Source organism: Celeribacter baekdonensis (assembly GCF_003047105.1).
Taxonomy (GTDB): domain Bacteria; phylum Pseudomonadota; class Alphaproteobacteria; order Rhodobacterales; family Rhodobacteraceae; genus Celeribacter; species Celeribacter baekdonensis_B.
In genome coordinates, this window is the sequence record NZ_CP028475.1 from 1,919,429 (window position 1) to 1,938,951 (window position 19,523).

Annotated in this window: 21 protein-coding genes and 1 pseudogene; 9 read left to right on the top strand and 13 right to left on the bottom strand. The window is 56.8% G+C overall.

Annotation, left to right across the window (positions count from 1 at the left end; genetic code table 11):
* Complete coding sequence (locus DA792_RS12965) at nucleotides 1-186, bottom strand: CTP synthetase (RefSeq protein WP_107720301.1); 186 nt, start codon at nucleotides 184-186, stop codon at nucleotides 1-3.
* A 167-nt stretch (nucleotides 187-353) separates the two neighbouring features.
* On the opposite strand from DA792_RS12965, the gene DA792_RS12970 reads away from it, so the two are divergent.
* The gene (locus tag DA792_RS12970) at nucleotides 354-491 is read left to right on the top strand and encodes an entericidin A/B family lipoprotein (RefSeq protein ID WP_107720302.1); all 138 of its coding nucleotides are present in this window, start codon (nucleotides 354-356) and stop codon (nucleotides 489-491) included.
* Between the two features lie 328 nt (nucleotides 492-819).
* Here DA792_RS12970 and DA792_RS12975 read toward each other — a convergent pair.
* Nucleotides 820-1,592: pseudogene (locus tag DA792_RS12975) on the bottom strand (IS3 family transposase); the annotation flags it as partial.
* 111 nt (nucleotides 1,593-1,703) lie between these two features.
* Nucleotides 1,704-2,054 carry a YigZ family protein gene (locus DA792_RS12980; protein WP_107720303.1) on the bottom strand — a complete coding sequence of 117 codons (351 nt, stop codon included), beginning with the start codon at nucleotides 2,052-2,054 and terminating at the stop codon, nucleotides 1,704-1,706.
* 163 nt (nucleotides 2,055-2,217) lie between these two features.
* Between DA792_RS12980 and DA792_RS12985 the strand changes: the two genes are divergently transcribed.
* On the top strand, nucleotides 2,218-2,760 hold the full coding sequence (locus DA792_RS12985; protein WP_107720304.1) for a DUF4405 domain-containing protein: 543 nt from the start codon (nucleotides 2,218-2,220) through the stop codon (nucleotides 2,758-2,760).
* An 82-nt stretch (nucleotides 2,761-2,842) separates the two neighbouring features.
* Here DA792_RS12985 and DA792_RS12990 read toward each other — a convergent pair whose 3' ends face one another.
* The 5 genes from DA792_RS12990 to DA792_RS13010 all read right to left on the bottom strand — a co-directional run bounded on the left by DA792_RS12990 (nucleotide 2,843) and on the right by DA792_RS13010 (nucleotide 6,451).
* A complete protein-coding gene (locus DA792_RS12990; protein WP_107720305.1) occupies nucleotides 2,843-3,139 on the bottom strand; it encodes a DUF6455 family protein in 297 nt (98 codons plus the stop codon).
* 24 nt (nucleotides 3,140-3,163) lie between these two features.
* Nucleotides 3,164-3,433 carry a DUF6455 family protein gene (locus DA792_RS12995; protein ID WP_107722696.1) on the bottom strand — a complete coding sequence of 90 codons (270 nt, stop codon included), beginning with the start codon at nucleotides 3,431-3,433 and terminating at the stop codon, nucleotides 3,164-3,166.
* Nucleotides 3,434-3,706: 273 nt separating this feature from the next.
* A complete protein-coding gene (locus DA792_RS13000; protein WP_107720306.1) occupies nucleotides 3,707-4,138 on the bottom strand; it encodes a glyoxalase superfamily protein in 432 nt (143 codons plus the stop codon).
* Nucleotides 4,135-5,532, bottom strand: a complete 1,398-nt coding sequence (locus DA792_RS13005) for an MATE family efflux transporter (protein ID WP_199908060.1) — start codon at nucleotides 5,530-5,532, stop codon at nucleotides 4,135-4,137. Before DA792_RS13005 ends, DA792_RS13000 begins: the two co-directional genes overlap by 4 nt.
* Before the next feature lie 205 nt (nucleotides 5,533-5,737).
* Nucleotides 5,738-6,451 (bottom strand): M48 family metalloprotease, encoded by a 714-nt coding sequence (locus DA792_RS13010; protein WP_439099364.1) that lies wholly within the window; start codon nucleotides 6,449-6,451, stop codon nucleotides 5,738-5,740.
* 127 nt (nucleotides 6,452-6,578) lie between these two features.
* Here DA792_RS13010 and DA792_RS13015 point away from each other — a divergent pair, with 127 nt between their 5' ends.
* Nucleotides 6,579-6,818, top strand: coding sequence for a hypothetical protein (locus DA792_RS13015; protein ID WP_107720308.1), 240 nt, complete (start codon nucleotides 6,579-6,581; stop codon nucleotides 6,816-6,818).
* Nucleotides 6,819-6,827: 9 nt separating this feature from the next.
* On the opposite strand, the gene DA792_RS13020 is transcribed toward DA792_RS13015, so the two are convergent.
* Nucleotides 6,828-7,091, bottom strand: coding sequence for a DUF167 domain-containing protein (locus DA792_RS13020; protein ID WP_107720309.1), 264 nt, complete (start codon nucleotides 7,089-7,091; stop codon nucleotides 6,828-6,830).
* A gap of 183 nt (nucleotides 7,092-7,274) precedes the next feature.
* On the opposite strand from DA792_RS13020, the gene DA792_RS13025 reads away from it, so the two are divergent.
* Nucleotides 7,275-7,853 carry a nitroreductase family protein gene (locus tag DA792_RS13025; RefSeq protein WP_107720310.1) on the top strand — a complete coding sequence of 193 codons (579 nt, stop codon included), beginning with the start codon at nucleotides 7,275-7,277 and terminating at the stop codon, nucleotides 7,851-7,853.
* Nucleotides 7,853-8,548, top strand: coding sequence for an EI24 domain-containing protein (locus DA792_RS13030; RefSeq protein ID WP_107720311.1), 696 nt, complete (start codon nucleotides 7,853-7,855; stop codon nucleotides 8,546-8,548). Before DA792_RS13025 ends, DA792_RS13030 begins: the two co-directional genes overlap by 1 nt.
* A 2-nt stretch (nucleotides 8,549-8,550) precedes the next feature.
* Here DA792_RS13030 and DA792_RS13035 read toward each other — a convergent pair whose 3' ends face one another.
* Nucleotides 8,551-8,832 (bottom strand): DUF1467 family protein, encoded by a 282-nt coding sequence (locus tag DA792_RS13035; RefSeq protein ID WP_009573017.1) that lies wholly within the window; start codon nucleotides 8,830-8,832, stop codon nucleotides 8,551-8,553.
* 27 nt (nucleotides 8,833-8,859) lie between these two features.
* Nucleotides 8,860-9,264, bottom strand: coding sequence for a methylmalonyl-CoA epimerase (gene mce / locus DA792_RS13040; protein WP_107720312.1), 405 nt, complete (start codon nucleotides 9,262-9,264; stop codon nucleotides 8,860-8,862).
* Between the two features lie 175 nt (nucleotides 9,265-9,439).
* Here mce and DA792_RS13045 point away from each other — a divergent pair, with 175 nt between their 5' ends.
* Nucleotides 9,440-10,159, top strand: a complete 720-nt coding sequence (locus DA792_RS13045) for a response regulator (protein ID WP_107720313.1) — start codon at nucleotides 9,440-9,442, stop codon at nucleotides 10,157-10,159.
* Between the two features lie 186 nt (nucleotides 10,160-10,345).
* Here the strand turns inward: DA792_RS13045 and aspS are convergent, their stop codons facing one another.
* Nucleotides 10,346-12,136 (bottom strand): aspartate--tRNA ligase, encoded by a 1,791-nt coding sequence (gene aspS, locus DA792_RS13050; RefSeq protein WP_107720314.1) that lies wholly within the window; start codon nucleotides 12,134-12,136, stop codon nucleotides 10,346-10,348.
* Nucleotides 12,137-12,395: 259 nt separating this feature from the next.
* Between aspS and DA792_RS13055 the strand changes: the two genes are divergently transcribed.
* The 3 genes from DA792_RS13055 (at nucleotide 12,396) to DA792_RS13065 (ending at nucleotide 18,849) form a co-directional block, all read left to right on the top strand.
* Nucleotides 12,396-13,628, top strand: coding sequence for a glycosyltransferase family 87 protein (locus DA792_RS13055; RefSeq protein WP_159075267.1), 1,233 nt, complete (start codon nucleotides 12,396-12,398; stop codon nucleotides 13,626-13,628).
* A gap of 182 nt (nucleotides 13,629-13,810) precedes the next feature.
* Nucleotides 13,811-17,170 (top strand): carbamoyl-phosphate synthase large subunit, encoded by a 3,360-nt coding sequence (gene carB / locus DA792_RS13060; RefSeq protein WP_107720316.1) that lies wholly within the window; start codon nucleotides 13,811-13,813, stop codon nucleotides 17,168-17,170.
* A gap of 344 nt (nucleotides 17,171-17,514) precedes the next feature.
* On the top strand, nucleotides 17,515-18,849 hold the full coding sequence (locus DA792_RS13065; protein WP_107720317.1) for a DEAD/DEAH box helicase: 1,335 nt from the start codon (nucleotides 17,515-17,517) through the stop codon (nucleotides 18,847-18,849).
* 81 nt (nucleotides 18,850-18,930) lie between these two features.
* On the opposite strand, the gene DA792_RS13070 is transcribed toward DA792_RS13065, so the two are convergent.
* Complete coding sequence (locus tag DA792_RS13070) at nucleotides 18,931-19,395, bottom strand: hypothetical protein (RefSeq protein WP_107720318.1); 465 nt, start codon at nucleotides 19,393-19,395, stop codon at nucleotides 18,931-18,933.
* Between the last annotated feature and the right edge of the window lie 128 nt (nucleotides 19,396-19,523).

Genomic DNA, 19,523 nt, shown 5'->3' on the forward strand with positions numbered 1-19,523 from the left:
TCAAAACTCTTCGGTGATCTTTTTCGAAATGATCCAAGTCACAGGAATCGCGACCACAAATCCAATCGCTGCGGCGACCAAAATCGGCTGCAACGTGTCTTTGCCGATGGTCAAGGCCACGACAATGGCGACACCCATCAAGGTTGTCGAAATCAGCGAAAACAAAATGCCAGCAAGGCGGGTCATGGGGTCTCTCCGTTAAAGTCGATCGCGCATGTCGGACGATAAGATGTTTTTTTGATACCGCTTTGATCTGAAACAAACGCCCCCTTGCGCGGGACTTTGCGCATCGGTTCGCTCTCCACCGACATCACTCTATATGTGTAGAGACTGACATTTAAATGGAGTGACCCATGACACGCACCCTCATGATCGGACTGAGCCTTTTGGCCCTCGTCGCCTGCGAAACCATAGAAGGCGCGGGGCAAGACCTATCCAAAGCCGGCAATGCGATTTCTCAAGAAAGCCGTGAGGTGCAGTCGGGGATGTGATGTTTGACGTGTGATTGAAATGAAGCGCCCGCCGTTTGGTGGGCGTTTTTTATTTGGGGGGAGTCGTCTACGCGGGGCCTCCTCACCGTACTGGCATAGCGGTGAGCCGTTGAAATAGGAAGTGGCGGTGAAACCGTGGCCTAACAACAGGTCAAATTAATCTTGCAACCTGACTTATTCAGAAAATAGTCTAAACGACATTTATATTTTTGAGGCCACGCCAGCCAAACAAAGACGCGCAATTTTTCTAACGTCCATACTGTTGTTTATTGTCACAAAAACACAGGCAGGTAATCCCCCCATTTTTAACGGGGTGCGGTCGTAGAACTTATGCGGCCATTTTCAGTTTCATGGCGGGTGTTATGCCGCCGATGCCCATGTTGGGGCGGTCGTTGTTGTAAGTCCATAACCATTGAGTGGCGTGATCTTGGGCCTCCTCGATGCTTTCGATGATGGATTGGTCGAGCCGCTCATGCCTGACGGTGCGGTTGTAGCGCTCGATGTAAGCGTTTTGCTGAGGCTGGCCGGGTTGGATATGCTGGATGGTGACCCCATGTTTCTCGGCCCATTTCATCAGCTTTTCACTGATGTATTCGGGGCCATTGTCGACCCGAATGGTCCCGGGTTTTCCGCGCCACTCGATGATCCGCTCAAGGCTTCGGATCACACGCTCGGCGGGCAAGGAAAAGTCGACCTCGATGCCGAGGCCCTCACGGTTAAAATCATCCAAGACGTTCAGCAGCCGAAAGGCACGACCATCGCCGAGCCGGTCGGCCATAAAATCCATCGACCAGGTGACATTCGGTGCTTCTGGCACCGCCAGCGCATCGGGCTTGTCCCTCTTCAGCCGTTTACGCGGCTTGATCCGAAGGTTCAGTTCAAGCTCGCAGTAGATCCGGTAAACCCGTTTGTGGTTCCATGGATGCCCCTTCACGTTGCGCAAATGCAGAAAACATAGCCCGAAACCCCAAGTCTTGCGGGCATCCGTCAGACCGGTCAGCAAATCAGCGATCTGCTCGTTCTCATCCCTCAGAAGTGGCTGTAGCGATAGCAGGTCTCGCTGACACCAAAAGCCCGGCAGGCCAGCGCAACGCTGACCCCGCGCTATCGCGTTTTGGCGCGAGTGACAGGCTGGCCGATTGTGCGGCCATTCACGGTTCTGGCCTATGACCACATTCTGGCCCCTTTGATTTACCGCTGGCATATCCGGCGTCAAAGACGGTCCAAATAATAGCGCACCGCGTCTTGGACGTGGCGAAACCGATCGCCGCCCAGATGTTTGCCGCCATACCACCGGGTGACGACGATGAGGTGGTCGGTCAGGCCTTGACGTTCCAACATCCGCAGGATCACCATCCCCGCCCCGGACTCGCCATCATCGTTTTTGATCGGCGTACCATCCGCAAGCAAAAGCCCCCATGTGTTATGGGTGGCCTTGGCGAATTTCTTTTGTTTGCAAAGGGTTTTGATCAGGGCCTTTGCCGCTTCCGCGGAGGCACAAGGCGCGCCTGAAACGGCGTATTTGGAGCCGCGATCCGAGATGATGCCATCGAAAATCTGCATAGGTCCGGTATAAATCCCCCATGCGCCGGGCACCACAGCAATCCCGCATAAAACAGGCCGGGGCCATATCAACGACAGGGTGAGCATTCATGATATTTTGTCGGTGTTTCGCGACGGATTGGTGTGACTGTCGCGTAGAACGTGAAAGCATTGCAAAGGAAAGATGATGTCCACCCTCCGTAAATTCGCAACGCCGCTGACCATCGGCACATTTTTGATCGTCGGGATCACTGGCACATTTTGGTATTTCCATATCGTCACCGATTTGGGGCGCTGGCTGCATGAAATCATCGGCTTGGCCATGATGGCCGTGGTGGTCTTGCATGTGGTGCTGAACTGGCGCCCATTTAAACTCTATTTCAAACGCCCGATTGCTTTGGGTCTGATTTTGGCCAGTGTCGCGCTGACCGGCTATGCCTTTGTTGGCGTGGGCGAGACCGAAGGCGCAGGCGGGCCGCCGAATTTCGCCGCGTTTTCGGCGTTTTCGGACGAAAGCCTGACCACGCTGGGACCGATCTTTGACACCACAGGCGAGATTTTGGTCACGCGCTTGACCGATGCGGGCTATAGCGGCGTGTCCCCCACCTCCACCATCGCGGATGTCGCCGGTGACAATGTACGGGCACAGATGACCGCGTTTTCGGCACTGGCTGTTGACGGGTCGGGATTTGGCGGCAAAGGTCAGGGCGCAGCCGCGCGCAATTGATGTTGCCCGCAGTCCAGACATGCGAAAGGGGCCGATCTGGCCCCTTTTTGCTGCGTCAAATTTTTCTGCGTCAAAAAACCGATCAATTCGCACTGATCTGGCCCTGAACCGCACGCACATAGTGGAGTTCTTGCGTGTTCAAACAATAGTCCGGCGGCATATCTTGCGCCCCCTGATGATCCAAGAGCCAGATGATGCAAGCGTCATGTTGGGTGCAATTGCCGCAACGCGTGACCATATCTGTCAGTTCCTGCGATGAGATTTCGCCAGACGCAGCGGCGCGTTCGACATCGGCACCAAGGCGCTCAGCCATCCCATGCATCAGGCAGGCATTGCCTGGGCGCGGGGACGCCTGTTGAAGGGGCTTTGTCTGTGACATCTTTCGTCCTCCTTTGGGCTTGGATTATCGTGCCGCGAGGCGCTCAAGTTCGGCTTTGTTGCGGCAATAGCTCGGGGCCTGACGGGCGGTGGTTTCCATTTCGGCATGGGCGTCGAGAAATTTGACGCAAAGATCGGGGCTGGTGCAGCTCAGACAGCGGTACACGCGATCACGACTTTCGTCCTCCGTCGGGCCTTCGCCGCGTTGTGTGGCCTCGGTCAGGTCCGCGCCTAACGTGTCCGCCATTCGATCCACCAAAAGGGCATGGGTGTCATATTGTCCAAATTTGGTCATTGCGGCCTCCGATCCTTGGGTTGCACTGCGTTGGAGTGTTCGCGGCAAAACAACCATGAGGCGGCGTACACACACTTTGATCCGTGTCAAAGACCGGTTCTGACGCCGAATATCGCCGGAAATGCTGCCCACACGCATAAAATTAAGGCGCTGTTTACCGCTTTTTTAAATCTGTCGTTGGCATGTTCTGAACGTGACAGCGCGCCCGAGCGAATCTGAAACCACGCCCGCGCCCGGCGCCGATGCGGTTTCAGATCGCTCAGAGCGTTCAGATCAACCACTTGGAATATCTATGACCAAATGCGGTGTGCCATCTGAGGTCTTGCGAGGAGACCGACCGTCAGGCCCGACCACCCCTCGGACATGGCGGCGCATGTTTGAGAAACTTTCGAACTGTACCGTATCGACCGGCTCATCCAGCTGAAGCGAAAGTTGCGTGTTTGAGCCGACCCGCGACAGGGCCACGATCCGACCCGTGAAGGCCTGTCCCAAGTACTGCCCACGCACCTTAGCATTTAATCTAAAGGGCTGCGGCTCGGCCTCTGCCAGCTTGGCTTGGAGCGTATTCCAGTCACGTAACCCGTTCTGATGGGCGATGAGTTCGAGCGCCCGCGCATGGGTGATGGCTGTGCCCTGCGCGGCAAGAGCGATCCGCAGTGCTTTGGCCTGTAATTTGGCCTCTTTCACAGAGTGCAGTTGCATCATGCCTCCTCCCTATCCGACAGCCCAAAGCCGACGGCATCCCGGCCCTCCCTTTGGCACGTGATCACAATCCAAAAGGCGATGGCCCCCACGATCCCGTCCGCAATCGGGAAGGCAAACCAGATGGCCTTTGCACCATAAAGCGTTGCCAAAGTGGCAATCAACAGAGGGCCAAGTAAAAAGGGTTTGGTCAAGGTGAGAGCTGCGGTCCGTCCGGGTTTTCCAATGGCCTGAAAATACAAGGCGAGCACAAGAACCGGCCCCGCAAAAACATAGAGAGAGGCCATGGGCCGGAGAATGTCACCGACCTGCGTTATAACGCCCAGATCGGTGACAAACCCACGACCAATCCAGCTGTGCCCTGTCAGCAAAATCACCTCGACTGTGGCGCAATACAGACCAGATACAGTGAGTGCGAGCCGCAAGACAGCATTCGAACGCTGATACAGCTTTGCCCCCACGTTGTTCCCGACAATACTCTGAGTTGCCAGGGCAATGGCCATGAGCGGCATGAAGGTGAAACTGAAAATCCGGGTGACAATCCCATAGGCTGCGACACTGTCAACATAGCCGGAGGTCGAGCTCAGGCGCAGCGCCACGATCACAGAGGCAGAGACCAGTGCGATCCCAATAAAGCTGAGGCTGACAGGGGCACCGAGGGTCAAAATAGACCGCCACTTTCCGACCCAACGTGAGCGTCTGAGGGCGGAGAGCGACAGAATGCCTGCGCCACGCGTGCGCAAACCCAGAAGGAGCAGCAGACCCAGAGCTTGCGCGAGTGCTGTCCCCCAGGCTGAGCCAGATACGCCCATATCAAGCCACACAATCAGGGCGTAATTCAAAGCGATATTGGCAAAGGTGACCCCGACAGACATCAACGCCATAAGACCCGCGCGCCCTTCGTTACGCCACGCATCTGCATGGACGCTTAAAAGCAATTGCACGGGGGTCGCAAAGACCATGATGGCCAAATAGGTATAGGACATGCGCGCAAGTGCAGGTTGGCCGTCGGTCAGGGCACCGATGATGACGCCCCCGCCCGCCCCAAAGGCCAAAATGAGACAAAGAGACAGAAAAAGCGCCAGCCCATGCGCCTGAGCAAAGACATCCGCGGCCTCACTGTGTTGACCAGCCCCCAGATGGCGGGCCAGGAGGCTGGACATGCCCCCGCCGACAAGGGACGAGAGGGCAATCGGGATCATAACAACCGGAAAGACCACGCTGACGGCAGCAAGGGCATCGGCCCCCACAAAATGGCCCAGAAACGCGGCATCAATCACCGTCAAAAGACCGCTCATGACCATGATGAGCATCATAGGCAGCGCATTGGCGACAAAAAGCCGTCCGGGTGTGGCTGTCAAAAATCGGTTGTCGGCTGTGTTTGCAAACGACATCATTCACTCCTCAAATGAGGCATTTCGAATGAGATGGGTGCCTGCATTACCACCTACGAAATGCTTCGAGGGTGTGTGTCATTTTCACGTTGGGCTTCACCGTGACTTACGTCCGCAGGCGGCAGGTGCCCAATACCTGCGCCGCCTATAGGGTCTTGGCGCTAGCGCTGTCAAGTGGGGGCGAACATACGCCCCCACCCGCACAGAGCTACAGCGTCGCCATGGTCCGGCGCACGGTTTCGATGCGCTGAGCATTCGGCGGGTGTGAGCCAAGGAATTTGTCACCCGGATCTGGAATGCGGGTGAAATATTCGGCCCCGCGCACCGGGTTATACCCGGCACGATAGGCGATCACCGTGCCCAATTGATCGGCCTCAAGCTCATAGGATTTTGAATAGGTCCGCGCACCCACCGTGGCACCGATGTTTTGCGCGGTTTCAATGGTCGTCGCATCGCCCCCAATCGCCGCAATCAAAACGCCGCCCAAAAGCGCGCCGGTGAGGGCGGTCTGTTCAGAGCGTGCCAGATGCCCGGCGATGTGATGCGAGGCCTCGTGCCCCATCACAAAGGCCAATTCATCGGTGTTTTGCACATCCGCGATCAAAGCAACGGTAAAGGTCAAAACCGGACGCCCGCTTGCGTCCAGCGATTGCCAGGCGTTTGACGGCGCTTTCGGGTCGGTTTCAACGACAATTTTAAAATCGCAATTCGCCCCAGAGGTCCGCGCCCGGCATTCGCGTTCCGCCACGGGTTCAACCCGGGACACGACATTGGCAAAATCACTGACCGTCACGGAACCGGACCGCGACACCGGCGCGGACACAGGTTGCGCAGGCGCAGTGGTCGCCGGGGGCATGGACGTCATCTCGACACAGCCGGACAGAAGCCCCGCGGCCATCACCGTTGCGAACAAGCGTTTCACGTCAAGACAGTCCTTTTCCTGATGTTATACCTTAGAGACGCCTTAGAAATAGGCTCATATTATCCCCCTGACCAGTCACACAAATGTGCGCTCTTGCATTCGGCCATAGGCAGAGTAGCATCGGGATATGTTTACCATTGAACACGACTTCGACGCCACCGTTGTGACCCTTATGGACGAAGGTGAATTCGTCCTGCAAGAGGATGTCATCATCAATGCCTTTTCCGAATGCGTGACGATCGAGCAGCTCGACCCGCGTACAGATGAGGTCCAGAAAATCACCCTGTCGATGCGGCAACTGCACGATTTGGGCGCGGCTTTGGATTTGCCCGAGGGGGCGTATCGGTTGACGCCGGTCAAAGATTAGGCCTCGAATTCAGCTCCGGCGAAACACCTTGTCGCGCGAGGTTTCACCGCGCACCAATTCGAGCGTGGATTTGGCAATCCCCAAAGATTTGGCCAAGAGTTTCACCACGTCTTTCGTCGCCTTGCCGCCCTCGGGCACAGTGGTGACATAGACCCGGACCTGCCCGTCCTCCACCGTTACAACATTGCGAGAGGCTTTCGGCGTGACGCGCACGGCCAATATCTCGCCGTCAAAGGCCGCCTCAATCGCCTGTTTCAACGCCTCTTTGTCCATCTTACTCGCCTGTCACTGTTCGACTGATCGGCCTAAAGCGTCCCGCCTTTAACCTGAGACAGGGGAAAGGCGGGACGCTGCCAGACATATCCATGGCGCAACGCTTTAATTACATGTGCCCGGTTGAATCTGACTGTAAAACCTCCGACATGAAACATCAAACGCGCAACCAAAAGGCCAGACATGCCCAACCCCAATTCTGCCGCTCTCGATTTTTTGCTCACCCGTCGCTCCCGCCCGGCCAAAACATTGGTCGCACCCGTCCCGGACAAATATGCGCTCAAACCGATCCTGACGGCCGCCTTGCGCACGCCGGATCATGGGAAATTAGAGCCTTGGCGGTTGATTGTGTTAGAAAAAGCGGCGATGGCGCGGCTCGCCGGGCTGATCGCGCCTTTGGGACAAAGCCTTGGGATTGATGCCGATAAGGTCGAAAAAGCCCGGCACCAATACGCCGATGCCGATTTGGCCGTGGCCGTGGTGTTTTCGCCAAAAGACAGTGAAAAAGTCCCCCACATCGAACAACTCTATTCCGCAGGCGCTGTGTGCCTGTCGCTTTTGAACGCAGCTTTGGCATCGGGTTGGGGGGCCAATTGGCTGTCCGGTTGGGCTTCGCATGATCGCTCTTTTGTGGAAAACGGTCTTGGCCTTGCGCCGCATGAAAGCATTGCGGGCTTCATCCATATCGGCACAGAATCCTGCACCCCGCCCGAACGCCCCCGTCCCGAGTTGGATCAAATTGTGAGCTGGGTGGACCAATAATGTTTGGCGATTTTTCCAAGGCCTTAGGGCAATTGGGTGACAAACGATTTCAGGCGGTATTGCTCAAAGGATTGGGGTTGACCATGGCGCTTTTGGTCGCGATCTATCTGGCCTTCGTCTGGGTCATCGGGGTGTTTGTGCCGGACACATTTTCCCTCCCCTTCATCGGTGAGGTGCATTGGATCGACAATGCGCTCTCGATCGGCTCATTCTTCTTTATGATTCTGCTGTCGATGTTCTTGATGGTGCCGGTGGCCTCGGCCTTTACCGGGATTTTTCTGGAAGAGGTGTCAGAGGCCGTCGAAGATCGCCATTTCCCCGGCCTGCCACCCGTGCCGCGTCAAACGATCTCTGATTTGGTGATCGACAGCCTGGGCTTTCTTGGTGTGATCATCGCGGCCAACCTTGTGGCCCTCGTGCTGTACCTGTTGCTCAACATCGCCGCCCCTGTGATCTTTTGGGCCTTGAACGGCTTTCTGTTGGGACGGGAGTATTTTCAAATGGTTGCCATGCGCCGCCTTGGTCGCGAGGGCGCAAAAGCGGCGCGCAAACGCCATATGCCTGAGATTTGGCTGGCCGGCGCTTTGATGGCCGTGCCTTTGTCGATCCCCGTGGTCAACCTGTTGATCCCGGTGCTGGGGGCCGCCACATTCACCCATATGTTCATGCGGCTTGAGGGCAAACAGATCCGTTAGGCTTAGCTGTCGGCCACGGACGGCAGATTTGCCGTCCAGTCCATATCGTGCCAGGTGATGCCGCTGTAGCTGATCAACCCGACAAGGACGATCCAGATCGCTGTGGCAAACACCGTCACCCAGATCGCTTTGCGTTTGGGATTGTAATTGGCCGGGGCACCGTCATGGGTTCCGGCCACTTTTTCACCCATATCGCCTTGGGTTTTCAACCCGATGGGCAAAGCGATGAACATGGTCATGAACCATGTCACGGCATAAAGCACGATTGCAGAAGTGATCGCCATGACGCGCTCCTTTTCGGTTCAACCGACTTAGACTTGTTCCAACTCGACCAAACAGCCGTTGAAATCTTTCGGGTGCAAAAACAGCACCGGCTTTCCATGCGCGCCGATTTTCGGCTCGCCCGTGCCCAAAACCCGTGCGCCTGCTTCTTTCAACTTATCGCGCGCGACCAAAATGTCATCGACCTCATAGCAAATGTGATGAATGCCCCCCGCCGGGTTCTTTTCCAAAAACCCGTTGATCGGAGAGTTTTCGCCAAGCGGATACAGAAGTTCGATCTTGGTGTTGGGCAGTTCGATAAACACCACGGTCACGCCGTGATCCGGCTCATCTTGCGGCGGATTGACCTTGGCACCCAGCGTGTTGGCATATTGCGCTGCAGCAGCTTCCAAATCAGGCACAGCGATGGCCACGTGATTGAGACGTCCGATCATGATGTTTCCTCCAAAAGACAGCTCTTTGGCCTGAGCTTATCACCCGAGGGCGGACGTCTCGCAAGGGCAAAGCCGCAACGTTTTGCGCAACCATTGTCCAACATGTCTCCCGGTTAACCGCTCATTCACCAGTTCTGCGTTTAACTCTGAGTCGCACTGGATGGAGCTGTGAGCAATGAATGATGATCTTGAAAGCCTGTTGGCGCCCCAAAGCCCAACCCCCGAACGCCCTCTTTTGGGCCTGACTGTTCTTGTCGTGGAGGACAGCCGATTTGCCTCTGAGGCAATGCGGCTATTGTGTTTGCGCTCGGGCGCGCGCATTCGCCGCGCCGACAGCCTTCAGTCCGCACGTAAACATTTGCGGGTCTATCGCCCGAATGTGGTGATTGTCGACCTTGGCCTGCCCGATGGGTCAGGTGCCGAATTGATTGACGATCTTAGCCATGCCCGCCCCGGTGTTGACGTTGTGCTGGGCATGTCGGGCGACAGTGGCGCGCAGGCACTGGCCTTTGCGGCCGGGGCCAATGGGTTTATCGAAAAACCGATTTCTTCGCTCGGCGCGTTCCAAGAAAAAATTCTCTCTTGCTTGCCGACGGCTGCACGCCCCTCCGGTCTGCATGCCATCACCGACGAAGAAATTTGGCCGGATCTGATCGCGTTGCAGGATGATTTTGTCCATATTGCCGATCTTCTGACCACCGATGGCGGCGAGGACATGCTTGATTATATTGCGCAATTCCTGTCGGGCGTCGCGCGCACGGCGGGGGATGCGGAAATGGAAACGGCGGCGCATACTTTAGCTGACCACCGCGAACAGGGGTTGCCCTATGGCTCTGATTTGGCACGGATTGCCGGTCTGGTTCAGGCCCGGATCGAGCCGCGCAAAGTGGTCTGACCCATCCATCCGCATGATGTGACGGCGGTGCCCATCCCGCGCGGCTGTCTGGTCTCACCCGAAATAAAAAAGGCGCGAAGGATGCCCTCGCGCCTTTTGTGTATTGAAAGTCTACAGTCATCAGACCCGAGCGCGGCGGGCCTTGGGCGCTGAAAACAGTCCACTGGACTGTTTGCCGGGCGCGTCTTACTCCTGCGGAATGACCCGGATGTTCAATTCGCGCAGCTGCTCATTGGTCGGCTCGTTCGGAGCGCCCATCATCAGGTCTTCGGCCCGCTGGTTCATCGGGAAGAGGATGACTTCGCGGATGTTGTCCTCGTCGGCCAGAATCATCACGGCGCGGTCAATCCCAAGGGCACAACCGCCGTGCGGCGGAGCGCCGTATTGGAAGGCGTTGACCATACCGCCAAAGCGTTTTTCGACCTCATCCTTACCGTAACCGGCCAGTTCGAACGCCTTGAACATGATCTCAGGCTTGTGGTTGCGGATCGCGCCGGACACCAATTCGTAGCCGTTACAGGCCAAGTCATACTGCCAGCCGAGCACCTTAAGAGGATCGCCCTCAAGCGCGTCCATCCCACCTTGCGGCATGGAGAACGGGTTGTGTTCAAAGTCGATCTTACCGCTTTCCTCGTCCTGTTCGTAAATCGGGAAATCCACGATCCAAGCGAATTTGAATGCATCGCGCCAGTTTTCGTCCTCGGGGGCTTTCGGCGTCTCTTCCCAAATCACGGTGCGGGCTTTGCCTGCGACACGTTGGAAAGACTTCGGTTTGCCGCCCAAGAAAAACGCCGCATCACCAACCTCAAGACCAAGCTGTTGACGGATCGCTTCGGTGCGTTCCGGGCCGATGTTTTTGGCCAGCGGACCGGCGGCCTCCATGCCTTCGCCCTGATCACGCCAAAAGATGTACCCCATCCCCGGCAGACCCTCTTGTTGGGCGAATTTGTTCATCCGGTCGCAGAATTTGCGCGAGCCGCCTTTCGGGGCCGGAATGGCGCGGACTTCATTGCCCTCTTGCTCCAAAAGCGAGGCAAAAATGGCAAAGCCAGAGCCGCGGAAATGCTCGGACACATCCTGCATCTTGATCGGGTTACGCAGGTCGGGCTTGTCGGTGCCGTACCAAAGCGCGGAGTCTTTGTAAGAAATCTGCGGCCAATCGCGGTTGGACAAACGGCCTTTGCCGAATTTGTCGAACATCCCGGCGATCACCGGCTCCATGACATCAAAAATATCCTGTTGGCTGACAAAAGACATTTCCATATCGAGCTGATAGAAATCAGTCGGCGAGCGATCGGCGCGCGGATCTTCGTCGCGGAAACACGGCGCGATTTGGAAATATTTGTCAAAACCAGAGACCATGAGCAACTGTTTGAACTGTTGCGGGGCTTGCGGCAGGGCGTAGAATTTGCCCGGATGCAACCGCGACGGCACCAAAAAGTCCCGCGCGCCTTCAGGGGAGGACGCGGTGATGATCGGCGTTTGGAATTCGTTGAACCCGTTGCCCCACATACGCTGACGCAGATCGGCAACCACGTTGGACCGCAGGATCATGTTTTGCTGCATCGCCTCACGGCGCAGATCGAGATAGCGGTATTTCAGGCGGGTTTCTTCCGGGTATTCCTGATCGCCAAAGACCATGAGCGGCAATTCAGCCGAGGCGCCGAGCACCTCAATATCACGCACAAACACTTCAATCTCGCCGGTGGGGAGTTTGGTGTTCACAAGGCTTTCATCGCGTGCCTTCACGGTGCCATCAATGCGGATACACCATTCGGCGCGGACCTTTTCCATGGCGGAAAACGCCGGGCTGTCCGGGTCGCAAAGCACCTGTGTGACACCATAATGATCGCGCAGATCGACAAAGAGGATACCGCCATGGTCGCGGATGCGGTGCACCCAGCCAGACAGGCGGACGGTATCGCCCACATTGGATGTGTTCAGATCGGCGCAGGTATGGCTGCGATAGGCGTGCATGGTTTGATCCCTCGAATAACTGGGCATTGGTGTCATTAGGTGCTTGGGCTGATACACTCGTCTGGGGCTAGAAAGTCAAGCCTTGCGCCGCCTGTCTGGTCTTGCGTGAACTTCGATTGTGGTTAAAACATCTAAAAACATTTATAAATATCGAGTTTTAGAGGGTGATGGCGTGCAGATTAATTCTTTTGAAAAGAAGAGGCGGCGCTCCGACACTCTCTCAGCCTTCTTTCTCATTTTCGGCTTCACGGTTTTGAGCATGAACATCTATGCGGCCGTCGCATCGCCGGATTTTCTCGCCTCATGGCTCGCAGGCAAGGCTTGGGTCGCGGGAGAAACGCAAAACATCTACCCGCCGCTTGAGCATGGTCTGTTCGATCTGATTGCACCGCGCGCTTGGTACGAAGCCCTGACAGTCGGCACCGAAACCGAAGAGGTCTTTCCCTTCATTTACCCCCCGATTTGGGCGGTCCTGTTCGGAGAGCTGACCAAAGTCACCAACTATGAGACGCTTCGCACAATTGCTGCCCTCATAAATCCGGTGCTTTTGTCTTTTTGCATCCTACTGGCCGGACGGGTCTGCGAGCGGCGCTTTCCCGTTATTCCCACCCTGATCATCGGGATGATCTTCTTTTCTTTCAGTGCCATAGGCCAAATTGCCTTAATGCAAAACCAGTTTCAGATTTTGGTGTCCTTTCTCATCCTTCTCAGCATTGAAAGAGCCCGGAACGGACATGAGATCATCGGGGGGACCGCCCTCGCCCTCGCGGCCGGGATCAAACTTTACCCCGCGATCTTCATCATTCTCTTTTGGGCCGCCGGATACCGCAAGGCAACATTGGCCTTTGTGGCCACAGGACTGGCTTTGGGCCTCACATCCCTTGCCCTCACCGGCTGGCCACTGCACGCGATTTTCCTAAATGCCGTCTCAACGATTTCCAACACAGTCCTTGTGACACCCGTCTCCTGGTCCTTTGACCCTCTGGTTGGACAAATCTTTTTTGAAGACACGCTGGTCAAACGCCCCTTCCCGGACTGGGGATATATGTACGATCTTGTCCCTGAGGACGGCCTCGGCTTTTTCTACATGCCAAAACCATGGCTTTGGCAAATGATTTCAACATTGATGTTGATCGGAACGCTGATTGTCGGCGCTCTCATGATCCGTAGAGCACACCGCAGCGGCGCAGACAGCGGATGGGTTTGGGCCTTTATCATGGGTCTTTTTGCGCTGGTGAACCCTCTGAGCTGGAGCTACCATTTCATTGTTGTCGCCGCCTTTGCCCCATTCTTCGTCTTTCGGATCGGCCTCACGCGCGGGGTGCCATGGATCGTGGCAATCATTGCTTTGACGTCGAATTTCGCCCCAGATCTCGCGTATTGGCTCCAAGGTCGGTTTCATTGGCCCCTCGTCCCCTTCCAACCCTTCGGGACAATCCTCATGACCGTTTTGGTCGGCTCTTTTGGATATTCGGCCTATCGCAAATACTGATTCCAACGCATTCACATGTTCCTCCCCATCTGCGCCAGCGCCCCCTGTGAATATGCAACGCAAGGAGGCAGTTTTTTGAAACGCCCCCTTGCACCCACGGACTCCATAGCTATAACCCACGACAATTTGCGCGCACCCTGTTAGAGGGTACGCAAAAGCTGCTCAAACATCCGGGGTCCGCCATGCCGAAGAGAACCGACATTTCCTCCATCATGATCATTGGTGCGGGGCCGATCATCATCGGGCAGGCCTGTGAATTTGATTATTCCGGGGCTCAGGCGTGTAAAGCGCTCAAAGAAGAGGGCTACCGGGTCATTCTGGTGAACTCCAACCCGGCGACCATCATGACCGATCCAGATATGGCGGACGCGACCTATATCGAACCGATCACCCCCGAAGTGGTCGCCAAGATCATCGAAAAAGAGCGCCCAGATGCGCTTTTGCCCACGATGGGCGGTCAAACCGGTTTGAACACCGCACTCGCCTTGGCGGATCTGGGCGTGTTGGACAAATTCAACGTCGAATTGATCGGTGCGAAACGCGAAGCCATTGAAATGGCTGAGGATCGCAAACTGTTCCGCGAAGCGATGGATCGCCTTGGCATCGAGAACCCGAAAGCCACGATCATTGCCGCACCGAAAAAAGACAACGGCAAATACGACATCGCGGCCGGTCTGGCCGAGGCCATGGACGCGCTCGAAGACATCGGCCTTCCGGCGATCATCCGCCCCGCCTTTACCTTGGGCGGCACCGGCGGCGGCGTGGCCTACAACCGCGACGATTACGAGTTGATCTGCCGGTCTGGTCTTGAGGCCTCCCCGATGGCGCAAATCCTCGTCGATGAGTCGCTGTTGGGCTGGAAAGAATATGAGATGGAGGTGGTGCGCGACACCGCCGACAACGCCATCATCGTCTGTTCGATTGAAAACGTTGACCCGATGGGCGTGCACACAGGCGATTCCGTCACTGTCGCCCCGGCGCTGACGCTGACCGACAAAGAATACCAACTGATGCGCACCCATTCGATCAATGTGCTGCGCGAAATCGGCGTCGAAACCGGTGGGTCGAACGTGCAATGGGCGATCAACCCGGTCGATGGCCGCATGGTCGTGATCGAAATGAACCCGCGCGTGTCGCGCTCCTCGGCGCTGGCCTCGAAAGCAACCGGTTTCCCGATCGCCAAAATCGCCGCAAAACTGGCCGTCGGCTATACGCTCGACGAATTGGACAACGACATCACCAAGGTCACGCCCGCCTCCTTTGAGCCGACCATCGACTATGTCGTCACCAAAATCCCGCGCTTTGCCTTTGAAAAATTCCCAGGCGCCAAACCCGAACTCACCACCGCGATGAAATCCGTCGGCGAGGTGATGGCGATTGGCCGGACTTTCCACGAATCGATGCAAAAGGCGCTGGCCTCGATGGAAACGGGTCTCACTGGCTTTGACGAAATCGAACTGCCGGACATGCCGACACCTGCACAAATCATCGAGGCGGACGGCGAAGCCGACACACTGTCACGGATTTTCTTGGGCGTGGATGCCGCAGCCCAACAGATGATCGACAAAACCATCACCCGCGAATTGGCCCGCGCCACGCCGGACCGCCTGCGCGTGATTGCCCAAGCCATGCGGTTTGGCTTTACCGATGAGGAAATCCAGGAGATCAACAGCTTTGATCCTTGGTTCTTAGCCCGCATCCGCGAGATCCTTGAGGCCGAAGCCGGTGTGCGTAAAGAGGGTCTTCCCGTGACCGAAGCGGGTCTGCGCAAACTCAAAATGTTGGGCTTTACCGACGCGCGTTTGGCGACATTGACCGGACGTGACGAGGCCAATGTCCGCCGCGCTCGCCGCAATCTCGGCGTCAACGCGGTGTTCAAACGCATCGACACCTGTGCCGCCGAATTCGAGGCCCAAACGCCCTATATGTATTCGACCTACGAATCCCCAATGATGGGCGAAGTGGAATGCGAAGCCCGGCCCTCTGATCGCAAAAAAGTGGTCATTCTTGGCGGCGGTCCGAACCGTATCGGCCAGGGCATTGAGTTCGATTACTGCTGCTGTCACGCCTGTTATTCGCTGACTGAACAGGGCTATGAGACGATCATGATCAACTGCAACCCCGAGACCGTGTCGACCGATTACGACACCTCGGATCGGTTGTATTTTGAACCGCTGACCTTTGAACATGTGATGGAAATCCTGCGCGTCGAGCAAGACAACGGCACGTTGCATGGTGTGATCGTTCAGTTCGGCGGCCAGACGCCTTTGAAGCTCGCCAACGCACTGGAGGCCGAGGGCATCCCGATCCTCGGCACCACGCCGGACGCGATTGATCTGGCCGAGGACCGTGAGCGGTTCCAAGACCTCGTCACCCGTCTGGGCCTCAAACAACCGCACAACGGGATCGCGTCCACAGACGCCCAAGCCCTTGCGATTGCAGAGGATATTGGTTTCCCACTGGTCATTCGTCCGTCTTACGTTTTGGGCGGTCGCGCGATGGAAATCGTGCGCGATATGGATCAGTTGAACCGCTACATCTCCACCGCCGTGGTGGTGTCGGGCGACAGCCCGGTGTTGTTGGATCACTACCTGTCTGGTGCGACCGAGATTGACGTCGACGCGCTGTGCGACGGCACCGAAGTGCATGTTGCGGGCATCATGCAGCATATTGAGGAGGCCGGCGTTCACTCCGGTGACTCCGCCTGTTCGCTGCCGCCCTACTCTCTCAAACCCGAGATCATCGAAGAGCTGAAGGTCCAGACCAAAGCTCTGGCGCTGGCGCTCAACGTGGTCGGCCTGATGAACATTCAGTTCGCAGTCAAAGACGACGAGATCTTCCTCATCGAGGTCAACCCGCGCGCCTCGCGCACCGTGCCGTTTGTTGCCAAAGCCGTGAACAGCCCGATCGCCTCGATCGCCGCACGACTGATGGCGGGGGAGAAACTGAGTGACTTCACTCTGGTCGATCCGAGCAAAACCGGGCGCTTTGCGGTGAAAGAAGCCGTGTTGCCTTTCGCCCGTTTCCCCGGCGTCGACACAATCTTGGGGCCAGAAATGCGCTCCACCGGCGAAGTCATGGGCACTGACGCGACCTTCGCGCGCGCCTTCCTCAAGGCGCAAATGGGCGCGGGCACTGACCTCCCGTCTGAAGGCAAAGTGTTCATGTCGGTGAAAAATTACGACAAGAAGCCGAAGATGGTGGAAACCGCACAGACCTTGGTCGAACTTGGCTTTGAGATCATCGCCACACGCGGCACCGCGAAGTTTTTGAAAGAAAACGGCGTGGCCTCCACCGTGGTAAACAAGGTCTATGAGGGCCGGCCGAACATCGTCGACATGATGAAAAACGGTGACATCGCTTTGGTGCTCAACACGACCGAGGGCAGCCAAGCCGTTGACGATTCACGCGAAATTCGCAAAGTCGCCCTCTATGATAAAATCCCCTACTTCACCACAGCCGCCGCATCCCACGCCGCTGCCATGGCGATCAAATCGCGCACCGAAGGGGAGATTGAGGTCTGTAGCTTGCAGGATATGTAAGCGCCTCAAACGCGTGACTACGTCTCAAAACGCCCTGCTCTCTGCGGGGCGTTTTTTGTGTCGCTTTTGCAGTGCAGCGATAAACCTTGACTTATCCCCCATTCTGCCGCATCTGTCGCCCATCGACACCCAATGCTGCCGCGTGAGCAGCCGCGTTCATGTGAAACGCCTCAGGTGGTCGATGACGGGCGGAACACGCCCATAAGGTTCCCAAATCACGCAGGGGTCCGGCGGAAAGACGGGGCGGGCATGTGGCCCTCACCGGAGACCTTTTCCGCGACCATCAAGGCGTCCCATTCGGGGCGCGTTTCGCGTGTGGGTTACCGCCCACCCAAAGGATATACATGACTGATTTTTCCATGCTCGGCCTCAAGCCGCGCCTTCTGACGACGTTGACCGAAATGGGCCTGTCTGAGGCCACACCGATCCAATCCCGCGCCATCCCCGAAGTGATGAATGGCCGCGACGTGATGGGTCTGGCACAAACCGGCACCGGCAAAACATTGGCCTTTGGCCTGCCGCTTTTGGACATGGCGCTGAGTTCCGGCGACAAACCGGCAGATCGCACCGTGCGCGCGCTTGTGTTGGCGCCGACCCGTGAGTTGGTGAACCAAATCGCCGACAGCCTGTTCCCCTTCATGAAGGGCACCCACCTCAAGCTCAACCGTGTGGTTGGTGGCGTCTCGATCAACACTCAAATCAACCGTTTGCAACGCGGCACGGACATCCTGATCGCGACCCCCGGTCGTCTGATGGACCTGATCGACCGCAAAGCTGTACGCCTGAATGAGACCAATTTCTTGGTGCTCGACGAAGCCGACCAGATGCTCGACATGGGCTTTATCCATGCGCTGCGCAAACTGGTGCCGATGTTGGCCAAAGAACGTCAGACCATGCTGTTTTCGGCCACGATGTCGAAACAGATGAACGAGATTGCCCAAAGCTACCTCACTTCACCGATCCGCATCGAAGTCTCGCCTGCGGGCAAGGTTGCCGATAAAATCGCCCAAGAGGTGCACTTTATCCCACAGCCGGAGAAACTCGATCTCTTGAAAAAGATGTTGGGCGATCACAAAGACGAGCTGGCGTTGGTGTTTTCGCGCACCAAACATGGCGCGGAGCGGATGAGCAAACAATTGACCGCGGCGGGCTTTAACGCCGGGTCGATCCACGGCAACAAATCCCAAGGTCAGCGCGAGCGCACCTTGAAAGAGGCGCGCACCGGCAAGATCCAAGTGTTGGTCGCGACCGATGTGGCCGCGCGTGGCATCGACATCCCCGAGGTGCGCCACGTTTACAACTTTGAACTGCCGAACGTGCCGGAGAATTTCGTGCACCGCATCGGTCGGACCGCACGTGCCGGTCGTGAAGGCAAAGCGGTTGCGTTCTGTGCGCCCGACGAGCTTGGCGATTTCCGCGCGATTGAAAAAGTGATGAAACTGTCGATCCCGATCGCGACGGCGGCCTCTTGGGCCCATCCCGATATGAAAGCCCCGGCAAAGCCGAAACAAGGCGGCGGTCGTCGTCGTGGTGGACCCGGTGGCGGTGGCGGCTTTGGCGGCGGCAATGGGGGTGGTCAGCGTCGCGGTGGCGGCGGTTTTGGCAAGCCCGGCGGCGCGCCGAAAGCGGCCAATGGCGGACGCCCTCAGCGCAATCGCGGTCGCAGCGCCGAAGCGTAAATCAGTATAAGCACCTGATAGAAATGAAAAAAGAAGCGGCTCTGGCCGCTTCTTTTGCGTTTGGATCAGAGGTCTGATCTCTTAGATCGCTTCATGTTCCAAATGCAGCTTCATCGAAATCAACACATGTTGCAGTTCAAGCGTCTCACGCAACAGCCGCTTGGCCTCATTGATGGTGATGACCCCATCCTCGATGGCCCCGGAATATTCGGCCATCAGCATGGCAAAACGCTGTGACAGAGCCACGACATCGGTGTTGACGCCCCCGCTGCCCGCACGCGCGCCTTCGTTACGCGCCGCATCATAGGAAAGCGCCACACCTTTCAGTTCTGCCAAGGCGGACGTGACATGTGGGTAGCTGGCCGCCGCTTCAAGTTGGGCCACAGCATCCACGGGCATAAAGCGGTCCGCATGTTCGTCCGAGGTGGAATAATATCGGCCTAAAGTGGCCTTGGATTTTCCAGTTAAAGCACATGCGGCCTCTAACCCCACGTCTTTGACCAAAGCCTCTGTGTGCTTTTTCAGATAATTTCCAGCTGCGTCCATATACCCCGTCCTAACACGAACCACGCCCCCTTCTATGGGGCGTTCCCCGATGGGGAATTTACCCCACCATTTCCCATTAATTTCCTAAATATCACATGACATACAAGTGTCTACCTGCCGTTGCAGGG